Here is a 1,388-nt window from a genome sequence, read left to right on the forward strand (position 1 = left end):
GCCAGGGGCACGGCGACGGCCAGCGACAGCGCCGGCACCGCGATGCCCGAGTCGTTCACCGCCCCGCCCACGACGGCGGTGACGAAGGCCCCGGAGAGCCCGGCCCGCAGCATCGGCGCCCGCTCGTACGCCCGTTGCAGGCCGCCCGCACCCGCGCGCCCCGGGCGGTGGAGCACCAGCAGGACGAACAGGAACCCCGCCACCACGACCGGCAGGAGCGTCAGGTTGCCGAACGTGTGCATCATCGCGGCGAACTTACGCTCCAGCCAGGGCAGCGAGTCGCCCTCGACGAGCTGCCCGAAGAACCGGCCCATGTGCGTCTGCCGCGACGGCGGACGCAGGTAGTCGATCCAGGCGACGCCGAGGACGAGCGCCATCCCGGTCGCGCGCAGCAGTTGGAGCCGCAGGAACGACACCCGCCGCCCGGCCACCAGCAGCGCGGTCGTCGCCAGGCCCGGCACGAACGCGATCAGGCCGCCGAAGTCGCTGCCCCACGCGGTCCAGCTGTCCAGCAGTGCCGCGGTCAGGGTCATGACGAGGACGGCCGCGACGGCGGCCCGGCGGCCGGCGCGGGGTTCGAGCCACTGGGCGATCCCGGCCGACGCGAGCAACGTCGAGGTGGCCAAAACCGCGAAGGCGATGTTGCCCATCCCGTAGTACCGCCCGCCCACCAGCGGCGAGTACCCCATCATGCTGTTGAGCTGGAGGTGGCTGCCGGTCAGCAGGTCGGTCCCCAGGACGGTGGCGGTCACCGCCGCGATGACGGTCCCGGGGCCGAGGAGGTGGCGGCGCCACGGCCCGCACATCGCGAGCCCGACCACGAGTGCGTCGCCGGCCGCGATCCCGGCGACCAGCCAGAGCGCGGGCCGGGACGTGTGCCACCACGGCACGAGGTTGACCAGGTAGGTCGAGACCGGGACCGCGGCGGCGACGAGGGCGGTCAGCCGCGTGGCGGACAGGATCCGGCGGCGCCGGCGAAGGGACCCGTGCCGCAGCGCCAGTGCCGCCGCCGCGTACAGGAGGATCTGGCTGATCACGAATCCGGCGAAGAAACGCGGGAGCAGCCGCCGGTGGGTCTGCGCCGCGAGGTCCTGGGAGGACAGGTCGGCCACCGAGTCGGCGAGCGCGGGCCGTACGGCGTCCGGCAGCAGCGGCGTGCCGATCAGCCCGGCCGGCGCCGGGACCCCCGCCGAGTCCAGCAGCGTCGCGGTGAGGTCGGGCAGGATCACCATGTTCGCGCGCCGGGTGGAGTCCGAGCCGAGGTAGCGGCCCGCGGTCCCCGGGCCGGTCGCGAGGGCGAGCCGCAGGTGCGGCGTACGGTCCTGGTCGGCCACGCCCGCCACCACCACGTCGGTGCCGGGGGCCAGGTGCGTCAGCACCGTCGCGAC

1 pseudogene is annotated in these 1,388 nt (G+C 74.9%); it reads right to left on the minus strand.

The features are described from left to right. Nucleotides 1-1,388, minus strand: a pseudogene (locus ACFFNX_RS50045) (hypothetical protein); the annotation flags it as partial.

The organism is Actinoallomurus acaciae, assembly GCF_042429965.1.
Lineage (GTDB): Bacteria > Actinomycetota > Actinomycetes > Streptosporangiales > Streptosporangiaceae > Actinoallomurus > Actinoallomurus acaciae.